Origin of the sequence: Streptomyces sp. NPDC001604 (genome assembly GCF_042893475.1) — a bacterium.
GTDB lineage: Bacteria > Actinomycetota > Actinomycetes > Streptomycetales > Streptomycetaceae > Streptomyces.
Genome location: NZ_JBIAUY010000013.1, coordinates 183,143 through 203,410, shown reverse-complemented (window position 1 = coordinate 203,410; position 20,268 = coordinate 183,143). Strand labels below are relative to the sequence as shown.

Here is a 20,268-nt window from a genome sequence, read left to right as displayed (position 1 = left end):
CACCTTATTTCCCGCCTCTCCACGCGGCACTGTGGTCGAGTTACTGGGGTAACAGGCCCCGTTCGAGGAGCCAGAGGCCTCTGCTGCCATCGGGGGCATCTTCCGCGACGAAGGCATCGCCGTGGACACCGTCGCCACGCTGACCGCCGTGCGTTCCCGGCAGGGGGAGCTAACCTGTCGCCCCGCCCGCCAGAACAGTGCCCATCAGGCCGAAGCCTCTCCCGTGGAGTGGAGTCATCCCGTGTCCGCCTTTCCGATCGTCACCACCTTCACCTTTACGCCGGATTTGGTCCTGCAGTCCTACCGCGCCTGCCACCGGCGGCTCTACCGGAACCGCGTGGCTCTGGTGATCACCTGCGTGACCGTGGGACTGGCCGAGGTCGCGATATCCCTGGCCGGAGTTCTCCGGCTGCTGTGGCCCGGCGTGGTGCTGGCCCTGTACGGCATTGCCTTCTTCGCGTGGCGTGAACACTCGGTGCGCAAGCAGCTTGCCCCCTACCGCCAGGGCGCCCGGCAAGTGACGATCACCCTCACCGAGACCGAGTACCGCACCCAGGGACCCGACCGTGCCACGGCAAGGACCTGGACCACCTTCAGCAGCGTTTCGCGAGTCGGCGACTTCTGGGTACTGCGCGTCTCGCCGCAAATGGCCATGGGCTTGCCGGCCTCCGCCCTCGATGAACAGCAGACGGTCGCGTTCACCACGCTGATCAAGGAGAAGGGGCTGGCGCCTGTTTCATAAGCGACGCCCGCCGGTGTGCGAAGCACGATCACCCAATACAGTCGCCTGCGTGGCAGCCCCGGTACTGCGGGCGTTGAGTGGGACGGGACGTCGTGGGGCGACCCGTCCCGTCGATCTGCTAGCCGACGTGAGCGTCACCTGGGATCGTGTCCCTCGTGATGGTGTAGGCGATCGACATTGTGTAGTGCGCCGGTGTGCTCCGGCTGGTGATGCACGCTCCCTGCGCACGGGACGGGCCACCATGCAACTCTCCCTGATAGACGACCAGTTCATCGAGGGGAGGAGACACGCAGTGGCCCTGTCCCAGCCTGATCTACTTCGCCTGCTGGATGCACTACGTTCGGCCGAGGGGCTCGAACTCGTCCGCAGTGCCGCCGAGCGGATGCTGCAGGAGCTGATCGAGGCCGAGGCCGCGGCGAAGATCGGCGCCGAGTGGAACGAGCACACCGATGCCCGCACCAACTACCGCAACGGGCACCGGGACAAAACGCTCACCACGCAGGCCGGCGACCTGGAGCTGGCCATCCCGAAACTGCGGGCGGGGAGCTTCTTCCCCTGCCTGCTGGAGCGGCGGCGCCGCATCGATCAAGCCCTGTACGCCGTCATCATGGAGGCGTACGTCGAGGGCGTCTCCACCCGGAGCGTGGACGACCTGGTCAAAGCGTTGGGGGCGGACACCGGGATATCCAAGAGCGAGGTCTCGAGGATCTGTACGGCCCTGGACGAGCCGCTGACCGCGTTCCGCACCCGCCCCCTGGACCACACCCGCTTCCCTTACATCTACCTGGATGCGACGTATTGCAAGGTCCGAGTCCAGCACCAGATCGCCTCCCGGGCCGTGGTGATTGCGACCGGCATCACCGAGGACGGCGGCCGTGAGGTGCTGGGCGTGATGGTCGGCGACAGTGAGACCGAGGCATTCTGGACCGAGTTCCTTCGTCACCTGCGCGAACGCGGCCTGAGCGGGGTCCGCCTGGTCCTCGCTGACCACCACACCGGGCTGGTCAACGCGATCCGCAAGGTGATGATCGGCGCCGCCTACCAAAGATGCCGCGTCCATTTTTTACGGAATGTCTTCGGGGTGATCCCGAAGGAGGCCGGTGAGATGGTCGCCGCGACGATCCGTACGATCTTCGCCCAGCCCAGCGAGAAGGCGGTCAGGGCCCAGGTCGACACCGTCGCCGACATGCTTGGAGGCCAGTTCCCCAAGGTCAGGGACATGCTGCTGGAGGCCAAGGACGACCTGACCGCCTTCGCCGTGTTTCCCGAGCGACACTGGAAGAAGATCCAATCGACGAACCCGCTCGAGCGGATCAACCGGGAGATCAAGCGCCGAACCGTCGTCGTCCAGGTCTTCCCCAACGACGACGCGCTCCTGCGACTGGTCACCGCCGTGCTCTTCGAACTGCACGACGAGTGGATCGCCTTCCCCCGTCGCTACCTGCCCGAGGGAAGCATGGACCAGCTCTACCCCGCCGAGTTGCCCGAACGAGCCCCCGTGCTAGCCAACACCACCGCCGGTTGATCAGCGACACGTGCCGGAAAAGCGGCAGTCAGTCCAGGCTTCTGTCGGCACGGGCGTAGAAGGACTCAACACCGCGCCATGGCGAGGGACCGCCCAGGGATCTGGACAGGTGCTGTTGAGACGCGTCGAGGGAGTGCCGTGCCGCATTGACGAACTTCAGGTGTGCCTCGCCCAGTGCAGTATGGATCGGCCGCAGTTCCTCAAGATCGGTCGGCTGACGGCCGTGGAACAGGATGGTGTAGTCCTCCAGGACTTCACAGAGCTGCTCGGCTGCTGTGCTGGTTGCTGGGTCGGCGACGAGGCTGACCGAGTGCTGAGCAGCTACGAAAGGTCCCCAGTCGACGGCCGGCCTGCGCTCGTCGAGGAATGCCTCGCGCAGCTCCGCCTCAACGGCCCCGAACGCTTGCAGGAACCTCTCGTAGGCGGCGGTCTGCGTTCCCTGCAGCCATTGCCGGTTCTGGCCGCGGCGCCCGACGACACCGCCTGCGATGACGCCCACGACGGTGGCGGTGACGCCACCAGCGGTGGATATCAGCAGGTCCCATGAGACAGTCACGCCACATCTCCTCACGGTGGATAAGCAGACCACCCTCGGGTGCCCCGCCCTAACGCGTCATCAGCAATGAAGCAAGGGGCAATTCTCGCTGGGCGCCGCTCAGATGCACGATCACAGTCTGCTTCTTCGCCTTCCGCGGGCGCCACCAGGTTCTGGCGCAGGGTAGGCCGAAGAGCCCGCGCTTCGCGGGCCGAGGCTTCACCGGGGAGCGTCGGGTGAAGCGCGGGCACTCCGGGCGCCCGCTTGCGCGCAACTGTAGGCACAGTGCACACCAGCGCACGCCCCGGCCTGATCGCCTACACCAGGAGGAGGGACACGACCTCACCTGGCGCTTGTCGTGGTGCAGCGACTCGACTCGAACCCGTCGGCCAGCACTGCATGCAGGTCTAGCTCAACGACGACCTCAGCTAGCAGGTGAATACCGCGAGGGCGGCCCAGACCGGCACTTCCACGCCCATGTGGCCTGCAAACACGAGGTCTTCGCTGTGAAACCGATTGCCGAAGTGCTCCAGGACTGGCCGGCCCGGCTGGCGTAGAGCTCTTCCCTGGGCCCCGGGGCAGTCTGCGGCACCAGCGCGATGAACCTCGGTCCGGCAAGGTGCGCGCGCCGCAGCTGTTTGTCGAACTTCGGCGGCCGACCGCCGCAGAGTCCAGCTTCGCCGCGCTGCTTCTGCGCCCGGATTCCAGGCGCAGCAACGCCTCCCGCGCCGGTCTCGCACGTCGACACCGCTACCGGGCCTGTCTCCTGACATCCGCGGACGCGGGCACGACGGACACGACGGGCACCTGGGCGGCGATGGGGGAGATGGCCGGGACGAGCGCCTCGAAGATGGTGGGACAGCGATACCGCCTGCCCGCCGCGGGGCCGCCCACGTCAACACTCTCGTTGAGCTGCGCTGCTTTGCGGTCGTCACCACCGGCACGGCGGCACGTTCGGCTGCCGCCTCCCGCCTCGCCGGGGGACACGTCCCGCACATCCGCTGCGTAGTCGTCGCTGATCGGCCGCTGACCGGCGCGACGCATCGGAGCCCGGTCGAGGTCAGTGCGTCGACCCCGGCAGGGCGGGGCGCCGATGAACGAGAGCGACAAACCAAGGAGGCTGGCACATCCCAGCCCCTCGCGGAAGGCGGCCGGAGTTTGCGGTGCTTGGTTGGTCCATCGCTGTTGGTGGGTCGGATGGGCTGTCGTAGGGGCCGGAGGATCCAGTGGCCCGAGTCTGGCTTGTGGGTGGTTACCCGTGATGGCTCGCTCAACGTGGCCGCCCGGCGCCACACGACGACTCGACCGCTGATGAGGAACTGCGCGCCCTCGGGTGATCGCTGAGTAGAGAGAGGCGGCGTCTTCCACGACTATCCCGGAATGAGCCCGCCCGTCAACCAGGTGCATCCCTACGACCCCGGCGCCGACGTCGAGAAGGTGACCGGGGATGCCGAGTTGACGGCCGAGGAAGGGGAGTTCGATGCGCCCGAACTGGCTCAGCGGGTCTGCCTCGCTGGTCCGGCCCCAGCCGATGAGCTCGCCAGGATGACGGATGCGCCGGCCGGGCAGGAGGCTGTAGATGATGGGCCCGACAGCAGCAGTGGCCCGGTACAGGGCGCGCAGCAGGGGCAGTTGGCCTGCCGAGGGTCTTGCGCTTTACCGCTTCTGTGCCTTCCGGATGCCCCTCGGCCATGCGCGGTGATCAGACTTTCTCCTCGCGCGTCGTGGTGACGCGCGAGGAGGAGGGGATCAGATGAACCGTCTGGAAATCGTGACCGCTGCCGCTACGGCCGTTGTGCTGTCCCTGGCCGGCACCGGACCGGCCGGCGCACTCGGCGCTGGCGTACCGAAGCTCCAGGCACGCGACAACGCCTACACCGTGCACGCCGGGCGGACGCTGACCGTCGGCTCGGGGCATGGCGTACTGGCCGGCGACACCGGCAGCCCGGCAACTCTCGTCGCGCACACGAAGACCGCCCACGGCACGCTCACCCTCCGTCAGGACGGCTCGTTCCGCTACACCCCCGACGCCGGTTACCACGGCACCGACACCTTCACCTACAAGATCAGTGACGCCGTACGGCTGTACCAGACCCATCTCAAGCCCCTCGCCGTGATCGGCGGCGTGCCCATCACCGCCGGGGGCTACGGTTCCTCTCTGTGCCCGGTGCCCGGCTCCAAGGACGAGTTCTACGGCCTCACCGACCGGGGCCCCAACGTGGACGCGCCCAACGGTGACAAGGTGCTGCCGCTGCCCCACTTCGACCCCGCGATCGGGAAGTTCCGGCTGAAGGGCACCAAGGCCGTACTGGAACGGACGATCCCGCTGCGCGCCGCCGACGGCAGTCCGTACAACGGGCTCGTCAACTCCCAGGCGAGTACTGGAGAGAGCCTTGTCGACCTGAACGGCACCGTGCTGCCGCACTCTCCTTACGGTTACGACTCCGAGGGCTTGGTGGCCATGCGCGACGGCACCTTCTGGGTGTCGGACGAGTACGGGCCCTACATCACGCACTTCGGCCGCGACGGCCGGGCCATCGAGCGGCTATCCCCCTTCGACGGCTCGCTCCCCGCCGAACTGGCCCACCGCGTGCCCAACAAGGGCATGGAGGGGCTGACCGTGACCCCCGACGGCGGCACGCTCGTCGGTATCATGCAGTCCGCGCTCCAGCAGCCCGACCTGCCCAGCGGCGTCAAGGCAAAGAACGTCACCACGCTGCGCATCGTGACCTACGACCTGCGCACCCACGCCACGCACGAGTACGTCTACCTGCTCACCGACCCGAAGACGAACAGCGGCGCGGTCAGCGAGATCACCGCCCTGAGCAGCACCCGCTTCCTCGTCGACGAGCGGGACGGCAACGTCGAACCCGGCGCCTACAAGAGGCTGTTCGCCATCGACATCTCCGGCGCCACGGACGTGGGCCCGGCCTCCACGGTGCCGGGCGCCACGTACGACGGCGCCAAGGGCGGCCTGCTCGTCGGCCCGGCCCAGCAGACGATCGAAGCCTACGTGGGCGCCGGCACCACGGCGACCGCCACCGCGGCCCTCGAGTCCGCAGGCGTCACCCCCGCCGCCAAGAGCCTCGACCTCGACCTCGGCGGCCTGCTCAGCGGCCTCGACCCCACGGGCGGTTTCTTCGGCCACGACAAGATCGAGGGCGTCGCGACCACGGACGGCGGCCGCACCGTCGTCGTCAGCAACGACAGCGACTTCGGCGTCGACGGCGTTTCTCCCTCGACTTCCACACCGCCCTACGCCCTGCACCCCAAGATCCTGCCCAACGGCACGCAGGACGACGGCGAGTACCTGGCCGTCGACACCACCCGTCTCCCAGCCGCGACCAGCACGGCGACCGTGACGATCACCATCAAGTGACCTCCCGGATGAACCCCGGCAGGAACCATGCCGTAGATCCCGAGTCGTCCCTGCCGTGACCCTGGCGTCGGCCTCCGCTGGCGGCGCAGGCCGACGCGCCCGCCGGCGTGGGGCACGGCTCACGCGCCCTGCTTAGCGGTCGCGGGGCGGGCGGGTGAGGGTGAAGTGGTCGACGGGAGTCAGGTCGCCGTAGGGGCCGCCCGCGGTGTAGTGGGCGACGTGGATCGAGGTGGTGCCGCCGGGGTGGCCGGGGTCGACCTCGAACGCGGCGAAGCCATAGGGCTGTTCGGCGTCACGGACGGCTGACCAGGGGGCGTCCTCCAGGACGTAGACGGGCGGGCGTTTGCCGGTGGACGGGTCGGTCGGGCCCACCTCGGTGATCACTTGGCACTGCGGGGTGGGGCAGAGGAGCTGGTTGGACGGGGCCGAGGTGCCGCCTCCGCCGATCACCATGGGCACGGTGCCCTTGGTCGTGTCGATGACGTCCGTGTTCGTGGCGGCCGGGATGGGGGTGCGGGTGTCGTTGGGCTGCTGGCCGCGGATGGGGTGCGAACGCTCGTAGTGGTGATCGTGGCCGCAGACCACCAGGTCGACGCCGTAGCGGCCAGCGGTACCCATTCCTCGCGGATGCCGAGGTCGGCGCCGTTGAACTTGTCGGCGGTGGAGACGACCACCCGGTGCAGGCACACGACGGTCCAATCGATGTCCGGCTTCGCGGGCGAGGCGGCGAGTTCCGTCTCCAGCCAGCGCTTGTGAGCGCCGCCCGAGTAGCCGTACATAGGAGTTGCCGCCGTCCTGGTAGGCGACGTCGTCGTTGTTGAGGCTGATCACGCGGACGGCACCGGCGGTGAACGCGTACCACAGGACCTGCCCCGCACCCAGATCATCGAACGCACCCGCCACCGCTACGAAGACGTCCAACGCCGGCTGGAAAAACGCTGGACGATCAGCGCCATCGCCCGCCGGCGAACCTCGACCGCAAGTCCGTGCGCCGCTTCCGCGACACCGACCTCGACGAGCTGCTGGCCTCCGTCCGCGACCGCCGACCCAACGGCGTCCTGGAGCCGTTCAAGGCATACCTCAACGCCTGCTTCACCGAAGCCCAAGGCCAGGTCAGCGGCACCCGACTGTTCCTGGACATCCCGGCTCGCGGCTACCGCGGCAGCCGCCAGGTCGTCCGCAAACACCCCGCCGCCCTCCGCGCGGGCACCGCCGAACCGGTCCGGGCCGACATCCCCAGCCCCCGCAAGATCACCTCGTGGATCATGCGGCCCCGGGAGACGCTCACCGAAAGCCAGGACAAACGACTTCCTCAAGTCCGGCTCGCCTGCCCCGACATCACCCGGGCCTGCGACCTCGCCCGGGCCTGCGACCTCGCTCGGGCCTTCGCAGATCTGGTGCGTCACCGGCGGGGATACCTGCTGATGGAGTGGACCGCCAGGCTGTCGACGGTCACGCAATTCCCCAGGGCAAACGTCACGCAATTCCCCAGGCATCCACCTGTCTCCTGTCGGCGGGCGGACCGCCGCTGCGCCGAAGTCTCAACCGGATAGTTAATCCGGATGTGTGCTACCGTCCGGGACTAAGTGGATGATCTATCCGATTGGATGCCAGGGTGGAGGAGCGCATGAAGAAGACAGCAGTGGTCACGGCCGGGACAGGGGGCATCGGCCTGGAGACGGCGCTGGGGCTGGCCGTCGCCGGGTTCGCGGTCACGGTGATCGGGCGCGACGCCGAACGCGGAGCCAAGGCCGTCGGGCGGATCAACGCGACGGGCCCGGTACACCCAGCCCGCTTCCTGTCCGCGGACCTCGCCTCGCTCGACCAGGTGCGTGCGCTCGCCCGTAGGATCGCGGCCGACCACGCCGCCTCGGGGGAACCGCTGACGGTGCTGGTCAACAACGTCGGGGCGATGTTCGCCGAGCGCCAGACCCGGGGTGGTGTCGAGGCGTCGTTCGTCGTCAACCATCTCTCGCCCTACCTGCTGACCGAACTGCTGCTGCCCACACTCACGGCTGGTGCGCCGAGCCGGATCGTGAACGTGACGTCGGGAGCAGTCGCCCTGGCCAAGCGGGTGTTCGACGCCATCGAGCCGCCGGGCGGCTACTACGGCTTCCACTGGTACGGCCGCGCCAAGCTCGCCAACCTGGCCTACACCTTGGACCTGGCGGCCCGGCTGGACGGCACGGGCGTCTCGGTCTTCGCCGCCGATCCCGGAGGGGCCGCGACCGACATGACCAACGGCACCATGACCGACCCGAAGATCGTCTCACCCGCCCTGCGACTGCTGTGGCCCCTGGTGCGCCGCACATTCGAACGCTCGACCTCGGGTCCGGCATCCGCGGCAGCCAGGCCCTCCATCATGGCTGCCACCGACGACACACTGACGGGCCGAACCGGCATCGTCATCGGCGCCCAGGCACACCCGGTCGCCCCGCACCGCGCGGCGGTCGACCCCCGCGTCGCCGAAGCGGTACGCCGACTCAGTGAACGGCACGCACCGCTCGCCCTCGCCTGAGCGTCATGCGCGCGGCGGGGCGGCCACCGGGCGGGCGACGGATCTATGCGGATGAACCATCCGATTAGCATGGCCTCATGACGACGCCTCTACGCAAGGACGCGGCCCGCAACTGGGAGCGGATCGTCTCCGTCGCCCGCGACCTGGTCGACGAGGGCACACTACTGCAGCTCAACGACGTCGCACGCCGGGCAGGACTCGGGGTTGGCACCGTCTACCGGCACTTCGCCACGCCCGAGGCGCTGCTGGAGACCGTTGCCGCCCCATGCCTGGAGGCCCTGGCCGCCCACGGCCAGCAGGCGCTGACCGATGCCGACCCCTGGCGCAGCCTGACGGGCTTCCTCTTCCACACCGTCGAGGCGCAGGTCACCGACGCCGCCCTGCCCCCCGTCGCCGCCGCGGCCACGAACGCCGTGCCGCGCACCACGGAACTCAAGAAGTCACTCGCGTCGGTCGGCGCCACCCTCCTCGCCCGGGCCCGCGATGCCGGAGTGGTCCGCCCCGACCTCGCCGCATCCGACCTCGTCCCGCTCATGTGCGGCATCGCCCACGCCGCGAGCGTCCACGGCGGCACCCCCGCCGACCGGGTCGACGCCGCCCACCGCTACCTCGCCGCCCTCCTCGAAGGCTTGCGCACGACACCACCGAGCGCGTAAGCGACCCGCCCCACGGTGTACCCACGGCCTCCAGGCGCACCCGCCCGGCCACTCAAGATCGACCACGACCGGAGGCGTGTCGATGTACGTCCACGATCGCGATCCCCCTGGGGAATCCTGACCGCGCGGGTGGGGAAATACGTGACGCGGAACTGATCGAGGATGGGGAATTACGTGACCGCCGACAGCCAGGCCGAACAGGAAGCCGGCGAAGCCCATGAAGGGCTTCGCCGGCTTCCTCCGCCAGGACCTCGACGCCGTCACTGCCGCACTCACGCTGCCGTGGAGTTCCGGTGCTGTCGAAGGAACAACAAGTTCTATGCCGTGGCCGCCAGTCTGCGCGACTTCCTTGAGCAACTTCACGATGTCATTGATCAGTTCGCCGCCACGGGCCACCCCGGGGCTCTCTGAACTTCACGCACCGCCTGTCCACCCACGTCCTTCGTGGGTTCACGGAACTGCGGACAGAGCCCTGGAATCGACCAGGGGTGCTCGTCGCCTCATTCGGTACGAGGTTCTACGGAGTGGAGAGCTTCAGGGAGCATCATGCCCCCTGCTGGGACGGGTCGCGCGCGGGCTAGTGTTGGCGCGTTAGGGACTGACAGCACCAGGAGGCGCCATGCCGCCAGGGAACGCGTAGCGGGACACCGTCGAGGACCAGCCGGCCTGGCCCCGGCTGCTGGCTCCGCTTCCCTGCGATGTCGAGGCCGTCTTTCCGGAGCTGATCGGTACAGCGCGGAAGGCCACCCTTCTGTACCCCCGGGCCGGGGAGTCGGGTCTGGGTGACAGTTCTATCGGTGGGCCGCTGTTGTGGCCGGCCGACGAGCCCTGGCCGATGCGCGCCGAACCGGGCCACTACAAACCGCTCGAGCCACCCGTCGGGCCCGAGCCGGTCGCGATGGTCCCGGTTGTCCAGCTGTAGGCACGGGATGTGCCCGGCCTCATCTTTCCCGCTGGCACAGACCTGTTGCAGATCCTGTGGTGCCCGCTCGTTCATGAGGACGACCAGTACGTGGCCAACCCCCGGCTCCATTGGCGCAGCGCGGCGCTGACGGCCGCCGACGCCATGGTGGGGGAGCCGCCCCGTCCGCATACCGCGGATGAGGACTACCTGCCGCGTCCATGCACCGTTTCCCCCACTCCGGCCATCGAGTACCCGAACTGGGACCTGCCGGAGGGACTCGGCGAGCTACTAGACCAGCGGTTCCAGGCCCTGAAGGAGGAAGAGGAAAAGGGCCACGACTACTTCGAAGTCGCCACCACCCAACAGAGCAAGGTCGGCGGCTACCCGGGATGGACCCAGCCGCCCGACGGGCCCGACTGTGCAGGCTGCGGTAGCCGCATGGAACGCCTGCTCAGCATCACCGCGACGGAACCCAGCATGGGCCGGTGGCTCCCTCTGACTGAGTGGACCCCAGCCAGGATGAGACCGCGACTCCCGTCCGGCGCTGTGCGGGCGCCTCGGCCGCGCGAAGGCCCTGCTCCGCTGGCCCAGGAAGACTGTGGCCACGAAGCCCTGAACGCTCCCTTGCGGCTCGTGTCGAGCCAGGACAGCTGGGCCTGTTGAAGGGATAGCGGCTGCGGCAGTGTGGTGCCGGCCGGAAGAACGCCCTCTTGTAGGATCGTTGAACGATCCATACCGTGTGGGAGGATGCCTCGTGCGGCGGCTGCCGCGGGCCACGCAGGGGCACGTCGAGGACGGAGACGGCCATGGGTGCGGGCGAAGAGGGCGGCGTGCGGAGTGGCTCGGGTCAACAGCGCTCCAATGCAAGGGCGTTGGTGCGGGCGGGCCCGCAGAAGCACTACACGGTGCAGCAGTAGCCGGCCGCGGGCGGCGTTGGCCAGTTCCAGCTTCAGCAGGTGGTGGGTGACCGTCTCCAGGGCGAGTGCGCAGGTGCACTAGGAACTGTCGTCAAGATCGCTTGGCAAACGGTCAACGGCGACCGCCGCGCCCTGCACGGCCCCCCTCCTCTGAACCTTCGCCGCTCGCTGATACCCGGCTCCTGCTGTGAGTCACACAACCCTGTTTTCCCTGGTGGACAGGGTGCGCTGTGAGGCTGTCCGGTGTGAGGCGAAGGCCTGCGGCGAGGACCTGGCGCTGCTCATGGTGGTGGTCCTGGGATGCCAGGAACGTGGTGTCGTGGAGGCAGCGCAGTATTTGCATGGGCCCCGGCCCGGAACGGCGACGGCGCCCTCCCGGGGAACGGGGGGCGCCGTGGTGTGCGCGACGAGCTCAGTACAGCTTGTTCACCGCCGTGACGGTCGTGGCCTTGAAGTCGGCCACTGGGGCGTGCTGGAAGGTGCCCATCTGGCTCCACCGGACGATCGTCACGGTGGCGCCGTCGCGGCCGACGGAGAAGAGACTGATGTCGGAGGAGCCCCGGGCGGAGGCTGTGTGGATGCCGTAGACGTCGGCGCCCTCCTCGGCATTCAGCCGGCCGTAGTACTTCTGCGTCGCCGTGATGTCCGGGTCCTGCTGCATGAGCTTCTTCGCGCAGCCGGCCAGGTCCTTGCGCAGCAGCGCCGCGAAGTCCTTCGCCCACTGTTCGCTGCGCCCCTCGACCGTGAGCTGCTGGGCGTTCGTGTCGTACTCCGTCCAGTACTCCCGGTGCGAGGTGGTGGACGGCAGCGCGTCGCCCACGCACATCGGCAGCGGGTCGGGCTGGCCGGCCGCGACCGCTCCGGCGTACCACGGCGAGGACGGGTGGGGCGGCAGCTCGGCCGGCTCCAGGAACCGGGGTGTGTCGGAGGCCGGCGTGGCGGCGGCCGGGACAGCGGCTGCGGCGACACCGGCCACGGCCGCCAGCGCGGACACGGTGGTACGGATGCCTCGGGTACGGATCTGCATGGTTTCCCCCATTGGTTCCCCCGGTCGAATGCGCGGGCTTGTGCCCTTGCCCCCCGTACGACCCACCACCGCCCGCGCCGGTTGCCCCGTACGTCCGCTACGGATCCGTCCCGATTGTCACCGTCCTGCCACCGGGTTCGCTGGGGCATAGCCCCCTCGCCTGACGGGACCATCGGGGCGGCACCGAGTGGGAGCCCACAGCCGGGCACGTTTCGATGGTCTTCGAAATGATGGCGGTGTTCTTCCCCCGGAACGTACGTTCTGACCCGACGAAACCGGTCGGAGTCACAGCGCCCGTCACCACAGCCTCACGAAGACGAGCGGCAGGCCGAAGTGACCGCACCCACGAGGCACGCACTGCGCTGTCCGGACACCGTTCCATCCCCTGACCAGCGCTCTTTGACCGTTATCAAAAGGCTTGGCCACAGAGGCGCGGAGTGAACAGCAATGGATGTCTCGGCGAACCCCTACTGGGCCGAACAGCACAACGCCCCGATCCAGTGGTGATCAGGACAAGAAAGGTCTGAATGCAGTCGATCAAGAGATTTGTAACCCGCACGTCCATGGCGGTCGCTCTTGGAGCAGAGTGACGCTCGCCGAGGACAGGGTGACCCTTGCGGGCCTCGCCCCTGCCATGTGGTGGCCGCGATGGGATGACGATGCCGCGTAAGGAAGCGGCCGACCGCCCGGGGTACTCGCCGGGCTGGTCGATCGGTTCGGACACTGCTGATGTTCCTCCGCTGTGATTGCGTCTTCGTACAAGACTCGCGGCGGTCGGCCCTGAAGGCTAGGACCTGCTCGGTCACCCGGGCTGCTACTCGTGAGTGGATGGAGGGATCACCGCATCTGCTCCCGTCAACTCGAAGCTCTGCCTGCGACGATGCAGGCCATACGCTAGGGGGAAACATGCGCAAGGTGATGAGCGCCGTGGCCGCGTTCGCGACCGCGGCCACGGCAGTGGTGGCGATGAGCGGTGCCGCCCAGGCCGGCGACGACACGGTGTACGGATGCAGGTCCGGCAACGTGTGTATCTGGGCCCAGGGTGTCGAACCCTTCGACGACCCGCACCCGACGGTCCAGTACTCCAGCTACGGCTACCACAACCTGAGCAACCAGTACGGGGACCACGCGGTCCTCAACAACCAGTACGGCGGCGCCACCGCCCACCTGTGCAAGAACTACGGCGGCACCAACTGCGTCGAGATCCTCTTCCAGGACGATTGGGCGTACGAGAACCTCACGCCGATCAACTCCATCACCCTCGACCGACCGTAGCGCACCCTTCGCCACGGAGAACGGGACCGCCGGGCCGGACCACACCGGTCCCGGCGGTCCCGTCGTCGCACTGCCCACGAAGCCGCGCCGCGATGGCTTCCGGACATCGGTCGTCGGTATCCATGCCATCCATGTCGCGGGAGCGAACGGCCTGCATGCCTTGGTCACGCTCGGGCTGTCGTGGTTGGCGGTGACGTGCGCCTTCGTGACGGGGGCGACGATCTGGCTCGCCAAGCGGCGCGGCATCGAGCTCGCCAGCCAAGACGATCCGCCGCAGACGTGAGCGCAGTTGAAGGCCCCGGCCACTGTCACCCGGCCGGGGCTTTCGTGTGATCGTGGAGCATCGAGCAGCTGCTGCATCGGAGAGTCAGCAGGAAGTCGCGTGCGGTGCTCGTGCGGTGTCGCGCGGGTCTGACCGTCGGAGGGTTCACTGGCCGGGTGGTGGTGCCCTGGCCCATAAACGGATAGATCACAACTCCATCACTACCTTTACGCTTCTCTCACATAGGACGATTTGGCGCCTGTAGTTTCACCCAGCACGCAACGCAACCTGGGGGGACCCGTGAGCTACTACCCGCCTCAACCGCCCATGCCGCCGCAGCGCGGACCGCAGCCTGTCCGCATCGCACCGAAGTGGGCACGGAAGCGGTTCGTACTGCCCGCGCTCGGCTTCGCCTTCTTCCTCGGCATCGGCGCCGGCGCCAGCGACCCGAACACCACGAAGACCGCTGCGGCCGACACGGTCCGCCCAACGGCCACGGCCACCGTCACCGCGACGGCTACCGCGACCGCGAAACCTGAGCCGGCGCCGACTGTGACGAAGACGGTCAAGGTGAAGGTGACCGTCACCGCGCACGCGGCTGCTGCTGGTTCGGGGTCGACTTCGGGCGGCTCGTCGTCGTCCAGTGGCGGCTCGTCCTCGTCGGGCGGATCGTCCTCGGCTGGCAACGGTGCGACGGCGCTGTGCAACGACGGCAGCTACTCCTATGCCGCGCACCATCAGGGAGCGTGCTCGCATCACGGCGGTGTGGCCGTCTTCTACCGCTGAGGTGTGCTTGGGCGCAGACTGGTGAGTCGGCACGACAGGGCCCCGGCCTCCCTGCTGTCAACGGGGAGGGCGGGGCCCTGGTGCCGCTATCAGATGGCGTGGCCCACGGCCAGGCCGATCACGCTGACCACAGCTGCCGACAGTCCGAGCGTTGCGCCCTGCTGCTTGGCGTACTTGCTGAGGTACGCGCTCGCGGCCAGCGCCACGACCATCCCGACCGCAGCCTTCTGCTGCTTCGACACTCACTTCACCTCCCTCCGTGCAGAGTTGTAACCAAGCGTGGCAGGCGGGTCTGACATTGATGCTGATACTCAGGTTCCGGCGGCCGCGGCTCGGGGGCTAACTGACGCCCTGCTGGGCTGTCCTTGTGTTGTACTGTCCGGCCGCCGAGTGGGTTCCTGCCGATGACGGAGAGAGCGGCTTGTACGTCGACCTGCGGCCGTGGCGGCCCAGGTTCAGAGCCTGTGTCTGAACCCGCTGCCTTCTAGGCGAGGTCGTGTATGGGCGTTTGAAGACGGCTGCTCAGAGGTCGTTTTCCTCTGTAGTGCGGTGTTATCCGCGAGTTTGCGTCTGCTGATGGTCTGGTGTTGGTGATTCTGTAGTGCGGGCCGCGGCTCGCGGGGCGGATGGTGTGGCGTGTGGGGAGAGGGTCGACTTACGCCTGTCTCATTCCAGGACGCCCGAATGTGTCCCGTGCTCCCGCAAGCCAGAACACGCCTGGGCGCACGCCTCCGAAGGGCGGTATGCCCAGGTCATGACCGACCGTCGTGCATATCCGAGTAATCTGTCCGATGCCCGCTGGGAGTTGATCGAGCCGGTGCTGTCCGCCTGGCGCTTCGAACGCCGGGGCCGGCCCTGGACTTCGGCCGGCCACCGCGGCACGACCTGCGCGAGATCATGAACGCGATCCTGTACGTGGACCGCACCGGCTGCCAGTGGGCCTACCTCCCGCACGACTTTCCGCCCCACCAGACGGTCTACGGCTACTTCGCCAAATGGCAGCCCGACGGCAATTTTGCCCAGCTCAACGGCCTGTTACGGGAGTTGGTGCGCCAGCAGGAAGGCAAGCACCGTCACCCCTCGGCCTGCGTGATCGACGCCCAGAGCGTCAAGATCTCCACCTCCGTGCCCGCCCGGACGCAGGGCATCGACGCGGGCAAGAAAATCGTGGGCCGCAAGCGCCGCATCATCACCGACACCCTCGGCCTGCTGTTGGCAGTGCTGGTCACCGCGGCCGGTGTCCAGGACTCCACCGCCGGCCGCACCCTGCTCGAGAAGGCCGCCACCGACCACCCCACCCTGCGCAAGGTCTGGGTCGACGGCGGCTACCGCAAGCACTTCGTCGAGCACGCCGCTGCCCTCGGCAGCGACCTCGAAATCGTCCAACGCGCCCACGGGACCAGGGGATTCACCCCCATCCCGAAACGCTGGGCGGTGGAGCGGACCTATGGCTGGCTCATGCTGCACCGGCGCCTGGCGCGCGACTACGAAACCCACCCGCACCGATCCGAAGCCATGATCCATCTCGCCATGACCGACCTGATGGCCCGCCGCCTCACGGGCGAGACCACCATCTCCTGGCGCGACCCGACATCATTGGATCAAATTCGCATCCCGGTATGAAACAACCGGAGAAAACGACCTCTCAGACGCAACCTTCTGCCATTGCGGTGAGCATTGGCAGGAAGTGGCCAGGTCGTTTAGAGGACAGAGGGTCCTGCCCGGACACCCAGGGCCTCGGCGTAGTCTCGCGACGTCTGGTTCGTAATGGTCTGCGAGTTCAGCCGCAGGGCACCTCGACAGACACGGCTTCCACGGTCCAGGCGTTCTGGATGCGACCGTGTCACAGCTCTTCGGGCAGTTCGCCCAGGTCCCTTGTGGCGGACCACAGGGCGAACCGTTTCGTGTCCGCGGCTGAGAACAGCATCCCCGAACGCAGGGCGGGCGCAGCCTGGCTTGCGACGGCATCCGGCCGTTACTGACTGTCGACGACCACGTAATTCCCCAGGGGACGTGGTCACATAATTCCCCAGCCCCTGGGGTCGGCTTCAGTTACTGGGTCGGGGGCCCGGTGGTTCCCTTCGGCCGTTTGTTGGGACGGTAGCTGGGGCCGTTCATGATGACTTGGTGGCTGGAGTTGATCAGCCGGTCCAGGAGCGACTCGGCAACGACGGGGTTGGGGAAGAGGGGATACCAGTCGCTGGGCGCCCTGTTGCTGGTGATGATCAGGGACCGGCCCTGCCGCTCGGAGACGAGCTCGTAGAGGTCGTCGGCCTGGGATGCGGACAGTTGGCGCATCGCAAAGTCGTCGATGATGAGCAGGTCGGGGCGGATGAGCTCGCGCATGCGTCTGTCCCAGGTGCGGTCCGTGTGGCCGCCGGCGAGCTCGGCGAGAATGCGGCTGGTCTTGGCGAAGCGGACGTTGGCGCCCTGGCGGACGGCCTGGTGGCCGAGGGCCTGCGCGACGTGAGTCCTCCCGACGCCGACGGGTCCGAACAGAATGACGGACTCACCGGAGTTCAGCAGTGGTTGAGAATCGTGAGCTGTCAGGCCGATGGCAGAGCCGCCGGCGACCTGCTCGCCGCCCCGGCAACCGCATGGTGCAAGGGGACCGCGAACGCAACAACGAACAAGCCGAAGACGGTGATGGGCAACAGCCAGAGCAACTGCGCAGGGTCGTCTCTCAGCCAGTGCCGATTGGCCCACCAGTTCGCGCTGACGTCCAACACCATCACGGCACTCGCCAGCCAGATCCCTTCCCGCCGCGCAAGCCCCACCAGCACGGCAGCCAACGGATCGAGGATCACCAAGCTGACGAAGAACACCTGCAGAGAGACCTGATGAAACGCTGCATAGGCATAGATGCCGCCACGGACCAGATCTGCGACGTGAGAACCGGTGCCCTCAATGAGACCGATCAAGTACACCGCGAGAACCCATCTCGCCCACAACGGCTGTGTGTTCCACCGTTCCCGCAGTTCAAGCCCCATTGCGTCACCCTAGACGAGCGCCCGAGCCTCTGCGGATGAGATGGCATCGTCGGCGGATCAACGGCACAGTTCTCACGCCGGTCCCAGCGCGGTCAGCAGCACCATCGATGGTCAGCGTCCCGGTAGGAATCGTCACCACGGGGGTGGGGAATTGCCTGACGCTGATCATGCAGATCATGAGGAATTGTCTGACCGTCGACAGGTCTGGGACCTGGCGCTGTGTACGCACGCGTATCGCGAGGACTCAGCTACCCCACCCCGAGAAAAAGACCATGACTGCCACACCTCTCACTCCAGGTGGCACTAACGCACAGCGTTCGGCCCTGACCAAGGGTCACTCGGCGGTCGCGTGTGTGTGAAGTGCGCGGCGTGCACGCACACTTGGGAGGTATTGGTTTTTGGAAAGGACAGTGCATTCATGGGCCTGACCCGTCGGCTTCTCATGCTGCTCTTCGCGCCCCTGCTCGCCCTGATGGCGGCGCCCGTGCTGGGAACCGGTTCGGCAGTCGCCGTACCGCAGGCGAAGACGATCTCGATCGCTCAGGCCCGCGGCCTGCCGGTCGGGACAGTGGTCACCGTGACGGGCTCGGTGACGACTCCCTCCGGTGCCTTCGAATCCAGCTTCGGCGACAAGGGATTCGGGCTGCAGGACAGGACCGCCGGTATCTACGTCAGCCTGCGCAGCGACGTGCATGCGTACCTGTTTCGGCGCGCACGCATCACCGGCACGCTGCGGGACAGCTCCGGACTGCTGACGCTGGTCCCGGCCGATCCTTCCGATGTCGAGCTCGGTCGCAAGGGCCGGCCGGTGAAACCGCAGCGGGTCGGCACCGCCGGGGTCGGAGAGGCCACCGAGGGGCGGCTCGTCAAGGTGGTCGGCAGGATCGCTCAAGCACCCACGGGCGACCTCCCCTACGGGTACAAGCTGTCCGTCGACGACGGTTCGGGCCCCGTGCCGGTCTTCGTCAATGTGCAGACGGGCATCGACGTCTCCGGCCTGAAGCAGGGGCAGAGGGTGCGGGTGATCGGCTTCAGCAGCCAGTTCGGCACCCACTACGAAATCGATCCGCGGTCGCCGCACGACATCGTGGAGGTCGGGGCCGACTAGCTTGATCTTTAACCTGTGCGGCGGGGTCTTGGGGTTGTTGACTTCTTCGTTCGCTGTTTCGGGGTGTCTGGTTTGCGGACTGTGTGCACGTCGTAGCGCGGGGTGGGGCGGGTGTTCTTGCGGCCGGGGGGTCGTCCCGGTCCGGGGCGGGAGGGTTTGGGTGCTCTGGTGGGGCATGCGGCCTGCGGGCGCAGGTGTCGAAAGTCGCGGCGGACGCGGGCCGGGGTGAGTCTGTTGGTCGGGCTCGGCTTCTCCCACGGCCGGTGCAGGTCGGCCGCTAGCGGTCGGGCCAGCCGCAGCTGGGTGTAGACGGCGAGGATTAACCACGTCCACCGGTCGGCTGCCTCAGGAGTGCGGACCTTCGGGCAGGTCCAGCCCAGGGTCTGTTTGAACAGCCGGAAGGTGTGCTCGATGTCGAAGCGCCGCAGGAAGACCTGCCAGAGCAGGTCGACCTGGGTGGCGGTGGCATCGGTGCCCGACCACCACAACCACACCGGCTTCGGGGTCGCGCCGCTGGGCAGGCACTCGACCTGCAAGCGGATCACGGTGCCCTCGATGACCGGCAGGGCGCCCAGCTGGGAGACCCAGGCAGAGCGGTGGGTCAACCTGGGGTGGAGCCGGTCCCAGGCCCGGGCGGTGGCCGTGCCGTACAGACGGGTCTTGGTCACCGTCGCCGCATCGGGAGTGTTCCAGGTGGCCAGGTCGCCGAAGACGAACTCGCCGCCGTGGCGGGGCGGACGGCCGAGCGTGCCCGGCTCGCGGGGCGGGGCCGCCCGGCGCAGGACCCGGTCCGAGCGCATCCGGCCCAGCACCTGCACCGGCAAGTCCCCCAGCAAGTGGGCCAGGCGAGGCACGTCGTATCCGGCGTCCACCACGATGAGGATGTCCGGGTCATCACTCTTCCGCTGCCCGGCGTCCATCAGCCGCTCGATGAGCTCACGCATCTGCCGAGCGGTGACGGTGGCAGCGTCGTCCCCCGGCACCAGACGCAGGGCGTCCAGCGGCGCGGTCCAGGAACTGCGGCCTGCTTCCAGCGCGCAGATCACCGAGTAGGGCCAGCCGGGGACGGGGATGTGCTGGTCCTTGCCGCGTCCGTAGGTGTGACACAGGATCCGCTCGGGTGAGGTGTGGGCGTCGGGCCTCAGCCAGCAGGTGATGTCGGCGGCCAGCACCAGCCGGCCGTCGGCCGCCCGCGGAAGCGGCACCGTGGCCAGTGCCCGTCGCAGCCGGGCGATGTCCACCCGCCCCGCGGCCAGGGCGTCATACAGGCCACCGTGTCCGCGGCGATGTTCGCCCACCAGCGAGAGCTCCACCAGCGAGCGGACCGGGCCGTCTGCACACAGCACCGCGTCGGCCAGCTCGAACAGCGCATCCGAACGCCTGGCCAGGCAGGAGTAGAACTCGCCCCGGAAGCATGACAGTTCCGCGAACGCTTCCTGCCGGACAGCATGGTGCAACAGACTCATTCCCACGGCCTTCGTGCTGATCACGTGTATTCTTTGGTCGGAGCACATGGTCAGCCGAAGGCCGCCTGCACATACGGCAGTTACCGACGCGAGTGATCAAGTACGACGAGCTGTTCGAGGCCCGAGGTTAAAGATCAAGCTAGGGCGTGTTTCAACAGCGTCGGTCGGCCACCGATGT

At 67.8% G+C, this 20,268-nt stretch carries 19 protein-coding genes and 1 pseudogene; 11 read left to right on the top strand and 9 right to left on the bottom strand.

Annotation, left to right across the window (positions count from 1 at the left end):
• The first annotated feature begins 121 nt into the window (after nt 1-121).
• Together ACFY1E_RS30875 and ACFY1E_RS30870 are read left to right on the top strand one after the other, a co-directional pair.
• Nucleotides 122-742 carry a hypothetical protein gene (locus ACFY1E_RS30875; protein WP_389081482.1) on the top strand — a complete coding sequence of 207 codons (621 nt, stop codon included), beginning with the start codon at nt 122-124 and terminating at the stop codon, nt 740-742.
• A gap of 292 nt (nt 743-1,034) precedes the next feature.
• Nucleotides 1,035-2,267 (top strand): IS256 family transposase, encoded by a 1,233-nt coding sequence (locus tag ACFY1E_RS30870; protein WP_389081658.1) that lies wholly within the window; start codon nt 1,035-1,037, stop codon nt 2,265-2,267.
• A 28-nt stretch (nt 2,268-2,295) separates the two neighbouring features.
• Here the strand turns inward: ACFY1E_RS30870 and ACFY1E_RS30865 are convergent, their stop codons facing one another.
• Together ACFY1E_RS30865 and ACFY1E_RS30860 are read right to left on the bottom strand one after the other, a co-directional pair.
• A complete protein-coding gene (locus ACFY1E_RS30865; protein ID WP_389081479.1) occupies nt 2,296-2,823 on the bottom strand; it encodes a hypothetical protein in 528 nt (175 codons plus the stop codon).
• A 729-nt stretch (nt 2,824-3,552) separates the two neighbouring features.
• Nucleotides 3,553-3,846, bottom strand: coding sequence for a hypothetical protein (locus ACFY1E_RS30860; RefSeq protein ID WP_389081477.1), 294 nt, complete (start codon nt 3,844-3,846; stop codon nt 3,553-3,555).
• 709 nt (nt 3,847-4,555) lie between these two features.
• Here ACFY1E_RS30860 and ACFY1E_RS30855 point away from each other — a divergent pair.
• A complete protein-coding gene (locus ACFY1E_RS30855) occupies nt 4,556-6,181 on the top strand; it encodes an esterase-like activity of phytase family protein (protein ID WP_389081475.1) in 1,626 nt (541 codons plus the stop codon).
• Nucleotides 6,182-6,313: 132 nt separating this feature from the next.
• On the opposite strand, the gene ACFY1E_RS30850 is transcribed toward ACFY1E_RS30855, so the two are convergent.
• Complete coding sequence (locus ACFY1E_RS30850; protein WP_389081472.1) at nt 6,314-6,799, bottom strand: hypothetical protein; 486 nt, start codon at nt 6,797-6,799, stop codon at nt 6,314-6,316.
• A 368-nt stretch (nt 6,800-7,167) separates the two neighbouring features.
• Between ACFY1E_RS30850 and ACFY1E_RS30845 the strand changes: the two genes are divergently transcribed.
• The 4 genes from ACFY1E_RS30845 (at nt 7,168) to ACFY1E_RS30830 (ending at nt 10,922) form a co-directional block, all read left to right on the top strand.
• Nucleotides 7,168-7,734 carry a hypothetical protein gene (locus tag ACFY1E_RS30845; RefSeq protein WP_389081470.1) on the top strand — a complete coding sequence of 189 codons (567 nt, stop codon included), beginning with the start codon at nt 7,168-7,170 and terminating at the stop codon, nt 7,732-7,734.
• Between the two features lie 74 nt (nt 7,735-7,808).
• Complete coding sequence (locus ACFY1E_RS30840; RefSeq protein ID WP_389081468.1) at nt 7,809-8,699, top strand: SDR family NAD(P)-dependent oxidoreductase; 891 nt, start codon at nt 7,809-7,811, stop codon at nt 8,697-8,699.
• A gap of 77 nt (nt 8,700-8,776) precedes the next feature.
• A complete protein-coding gene (locus ACFY1E_RS30835; protein WP_389081465.1) occupies nt 8,777-9,355 on the top strand; it encodes a TetR/AcrR family transcriptional regulator in 579 nt (192 codons plus the stop codon).
• Nucleotides 9,356-10,286: 931 nt separating this feature from the next.
• Nucleotides 10,287-10,922, top strand: coding sequence for a hypothetical protein (locus ACFY1E_RS30830; RefSeq protein WP_389081463.1), 636 nt, complete (start codon nt 10,287-10,289; stop codon nt 10,920-10,922).
• Nucleotides 10,923-11,588: 666 nt separating this feature from the next.
• On the opposite strand, the gene ACFY1E_RS30825 is transcribed toward ACFY1E_RS30830, so the two are convergent.
• Nucleotides 11,589-12,215: a hypothetical protein gene (locus tag ACFY1E_RS30825; RefSeq protein WP_389081460.1), complete on the bottom strand. Its 627-nt coding sequence runs from the start codon at nt 12,213-12,215 to the stop codon at nt 11,589-11,591.
• Between the two features lie 894 nt (nt 12,216-13,109).
• On the opposite strand from ACFY1E_RS30825, the gene ACFY1E_RS30820 reads away from it, so the two are divergent.
• On the top strand, nt 13,110-13,478 hold the full coding sequence (locus tag ACFY1E_RS30820; protein WP_099933756.1) for a hypothetical protein: 369 nt from the start codon (nt 13,110-13,112) through the stop codon (nt 13,476-13,478).
• Nucleotides 13,479-14,057: 579 nt separating this feature from the next.
• Here ACFY1E_RS30820 and ACFY1E_RS30815 read toward each other — a convergent pair.
• Nucleotides 14,058-14,426, bottom strand: a complete 369-nt coding sequence (locus ACFY1E_RS30815) for a hypothetical protein (RefSeq protein WP_389081669.1) — start codon at nt 14,424-14,426, stop codon at nt 14,058-14,060.
• A gap of 13 nt (nt 14,427-14,439) precedes the next feature.
• Here ACFY1E_RS30815 and ACFY1E_RS30810 point away from each other — a divergent pair, with 13 nt between their 5' ends.
• Nucleotides 14,440-14,526 (top strand): DUF3761 domain-containing protein, encoded by an 87-nt coding sequence (locus ACFY1E_RS30810; RefSeq protein ID WP_341869859.1) that lies wholly within the window; start codon nt 14,440-14,442, stop codon nt 14,524-14,526.
• An 89-nt stretch (nt 14,527-14,615) separates the two neighbouring features.
• On the opposite strand, the gene ACFY1E_RS30805 is transcribed toward ACFY1E_RS30810, so the two are convergent.
• Nucleotides 14,616-14,768: a hypothetical protein gene (locus ACFY1E_RS30805; protein ID WP_389081458.1), complete on the bottom strand. Its 153-nt coding sequence runs from the start codon at nt 14,766-14,768 to the stop codon at nt 14,616-14,618.
• A 512-nt stretch (nt 14,769-15,280) separates the two neighbouring features.
• Here ACFY1E_RS30805 and ACFY1E_RS30800 point away from each other — a divergent pair.
• Nucleotides 15,281-16,149: pseudogene (locus tag ACFY1E_RS30800) on the top strand (IS5 family transposase).
• A 429-nt stretch (nt 16,150-16,578) separates the two neighbouring features.
• On the opposite strand, the gene ACFY1E_RS30795 reads toward ACFY1E_RS30800, so the two are convergent.
• Both ACFY1E_RS30795 and ACFY1E_RS30790 read right to left on the bottom strand, forming a co-directional pair.
• Complete coding sequence (locus ACFY1E_RS30795; RefSeq protein WP_389081655.1) at nt 16,579-17,049, bottom strand: ATP-binding protein; 471 nt, start codon at nt 17,047-17,049, stop codon at nt 16,579-16,581.
• A 23-nt stretch (nt 17,050-17,072) separates the two neighbouring features.
• Nucleotides 17,073-17,516, bottom strand: a complete 444-nt coding sequence (locus ACFY1E_RS30790) for a hypothetical protein (protein ID WP_389081456.1) — start codon at nt 17,514-17,516, stop codon at nt 17,073-17,075.
• 418 nt (nt 17,517-17,934) lie between these two features.
• Here ACFY1E_RS30790 and ACFY1E_RS30785 point away from each other — a divergent pair, with 418 nt between their 5' ends.
• Complete coding sequence (locus ACFY1E_RS30785; protein ID WP_389081453.1) at nt 17,935-18,624, top strand: hypothetical protein; 690 nt, start codon at nt 17,935-17,937, stop codon at nt 18,622-18,624.
• Nucleotides 18,625-18,632: 8 nt separating this feature from the next.
• Here the strand turns inward: ACFY1E_RS30785 and ACFY1E_RS30780 are convergent, their stop codons facing one another.
• Nucleotides 18,633-20,090 carry an NF041680 family putative transposase gene (locus ACFY1E_RS30780; protein ID WP_389081653.1) on the bottom strand — a complete coding sequence of 486 codons (1,458 nt, stop codon included), beginning with the start codon at nt 20,088-20,090 and terminating at the stop codon, nt 18,633-18,635.
• Nucleotides 20,091-20,268 lie beyond the last annotated feature (178 nt).